The sequence below is a fragment of the Halanaerobiales bacterium genome (genome assembly GCA_035270125.1).
Classification (GTDB): Bacteria; Bacillota; Halanaerobiia; order Halanaerobiales; family DATFIM01; genus DATFIM01.
On sequence record DATFIM010000238.1, the window covers coordinates 1 to 2,833 of the forward strand.

General features: G+C 28.4%; 4 protein-coding genes and 1 riboswitch. All 4 genes read left to right on the plus strand.

The features are described from left to right. The first annotated feature begins 291 nt into the window (after positions 1–291). Complete coding sequence (locus VJ881_11580; GenBank protein ID HKL76696.1) at positions 292–1,542, plus strand: PAS domain-containing protein; 1,251 nt, start codon at positions 292–294, stop codon at positions 1,540–1,542. A 319-nt stretch (positions 1,543–1,861) separates the two neighbouring features. Next, a complete protein-coding gene (locus VJ881_11585) occupies positions 1,862–2,089 on the plus strand; it encodes an SPASM domain-containing protein (protein HKL76697.1) in 228 nt (75 codons plus the stop codon). A 59-nt stretch (positions 2,090–2,148) separates the two neighbouring features. Continuing rightward, entirely contained in the window at positions 2,149–2,553 is a 405-nt protein-coding gene (locus tag VJ881_11590) for an iron-containing alcohol dehydrogenase (protein ID HKL76698.1), read from the plus strand. Between the two features lie 2 nt (positions 2,554–2,555). Next, positions 2,556–2,677: riboswitch (molybdenum cofactor riboswitch) on the plus strand. Between the two features lie 9 nt (positions 2,678–2,686). Continuing rightward, positions 2,687–2,833: aldehyde ferredoxin oxidoreductase N-terminal domain-containing protein (locus tag VJ881_11595; GenBank protein ID HKL76699.1), on the plus strand; the 147-nt coding region annotated here is incomplete at its 3' end.

Consider the following 2,833-nt stretch of genomic DNA (forward strand, 5'->3'; position numbering starts at 1 on the left):
AGATAAAGTGGTCGTAACTGTCAAAAACCAGGAAATGGCTTCACAACTTATGATGAAAAAAAGTTTTGAAATGATTAAAAAAACGGGTAGGTATTTAAAAGGGTTAATTGATTATGAAGATTTAGTATTCGATTTAAAAAACGAATAGACAATTATTATTTTATGGCCAGGTATAATTACTGGTCATTTTTTATTTTTTGCAGGGATTGAAATTTTTATTTTAAAAAGGTAAAATATAATTAAGTTAAAAAATTAGATAATTAAAAATATTAAAACAAAAGAGGTGGTTGGATGTCAGAATTTATCAATAATCGTGAGAAAAGAATTGAGGCTCTGTTATCATTTTCAATGGGAATGATGGAAGGAAAAGATGGAAAAACTCTTATTGATAAATATAGTGAAGCTATAGAAAATATTACTCCTCATGATGTAATTGAAATGGAGGATAGGCAGGTTAAAAAAGGGGTGGAAGTTTCTAAAATAAAAAAACATATTGAAAAAATCATGAATGTTTTTAATCCATATTTAGAAAAGTATGAATGGGATAAACCTGAAAAAGGTCACCCTTTATATTATATGATGGAAGAAAATAAAAAACTAAAAATAATATTAAATGAAACTAAAGAGGTAATTAAAAAAATAGAATTTGATTCTGAAATAAATAAAGACGAAGAATTAAATAATTTAAAAGAACATCTTCGAAAATTACAAAAATTTGAGAAACATTATGTCCGTAAAGAAAATATATTATTTCCTTATTTAGAAAAGAAATGGGATAATTATAGTCCTTTACAGGTTATGTGGTCTTTACATGATGATATAAGAAAAGGTCTTAAGGAATTACTTGAGCTTTTGGAAAAGGAAAACAAATTAAATAATGAGATAAGGAAAAAGTTTGGTCAACTATTCCTAACTATGTATAGAATGGTTTTTAAAGAGGAAAAAATAATTTTCCCAATAGCAGTCGAAACTTTAACAGAAAATGAATGGAAAGAAATTCAAAAACAATCTTTAGAAGAAGGATATATCTTTATTGATACTCCCAGTAAAGAAGATATGATAATTAAGAACAGGGCAGAAAAAGAAAAAGGTATTGAAAGTATCAGTATTTCTAATGATTTTTCTCTTGAAGGAGTTTTTCTGGGATTAGGTACAGGTAATCTGAGTTTAGAACAAATAAAAATGATGATAAATAATTTACCTGTTGATATTACTTATGTAGATGAAAATGATAAAGTTAGATTTTTTTCCAATCCAGAAGAAAGATTTTTTCCACGTTCTAAAGCTATTATTGGCAGAGATGTTCAAAATTGTCATCCTCCAGAAAGTGTTCATATTGTAGAAAATATTTTAGATTCTTTTAAATCAGGTGATAAAGATAAAGCTAGATTTTGGATACAAATGAAAGGAAAGTTTGTACTAATTGAATATTTTGCTTTAAGAGATAATAGTGGTAATTACAGAGGAACTATTGAAGTAAGTCAGGATATTACAGAACTTCGCGAACTTGAAGGAGAAAAAAGACTATTAGATTGGGAATAATAATGACCTAAAGGAGGTGCAATTTGCAGTTTTTAATTAATAATCCACAATTCTGAAGAAATATTATATTCTTTTTCTATTAGTCGTTCTCAGCCAGAGATTAGGACTGAACATAGACCGGAAGTTTATCTTCCTCCAACTGATTTAAGAGAAGATATAATTCGTGATATTGCAGCAGTAGGTGGGAAATCTAGCTTTATTAGTACACCACAGGTCCTGTTTAATCCTCAGCGAGGGTATTGTAAATTTGTTGAAGAAGGTACTATAGCAGTTAATTGGAAGGGGGAAATAAGTCCCTGTATTGCTTTAATGCATAATTATGATCTTTATATTAGAGAAAGGAAAAAAACATATAAACAAATATGTTTTAGGGAAAATAACTGAAAATAGTTTAAAAGATATATGGAATAGTGATGAATTTAAGAAGTTTCGAAAAAAAGTCAAAGAATTTCCCTTTTCCGATTGTACTCAATGTTCAGGTTGTGAAATTAAAAACTTAGTAAAATACTTGACATTTATTTACATAATAATTATAATAATAGTATAAATATTTATTTATTATTAATATTTATAATTTTCAAAAAATAAAACAAAGAAGTGGACCAAGTGGCCCAGGAAAGTAGATATTTTATTCCATCAGTTAATGTGTTGGAAAAAGGAAAAATGGCATATGCTCAGTTTTTAGCTGGAATGGCTTTCAATAATGCTTCTTTAGGTTTAGTACATGGTATGGCTCACCAATTAGGAGGATTTTATGATCTTCCTCATGGAGTATGTAATGCCATTTTATTATCACATGTTACTAATTTCAACAAATTAGCTAAACCTAAAAAAATAGCTAAAATAGGCAAATTGCTTGGTGCTAATACTGAGGGAATGTCTATTATGGAAGCAGCAGATGCAGGTATAAAAGCGATTGTAGATTTGTCATCTGACTTAGGTATACCAGGTAGCTTAGAAGAGTTAGAAGATGTTATAGGTATTTTTGAAAGTACTTATAAAGGATTTTAATAATATAAGTATACCTTCGAGTCTCTATTTCTAAAGAATTTAATTCAATGAAATAGTGACCGCCGGGTTGAGGAAGAAATGAATCAGCCTCCCGTGTTTGGAAAGAAGGGGAATAAAAAAGGAGGTATAATTAATGGGCAAAATTTATGAGTATGAAGTATTGAGAATTGATCTTAGCAATGAAGAAATTAAAAGAGAAAAAATCGAAGGTGAAGTAGTAAAGAAGTATTTAGGAGGAAGAGGATTAGCATCTAAAATATTATATGATGAAATTGACCCT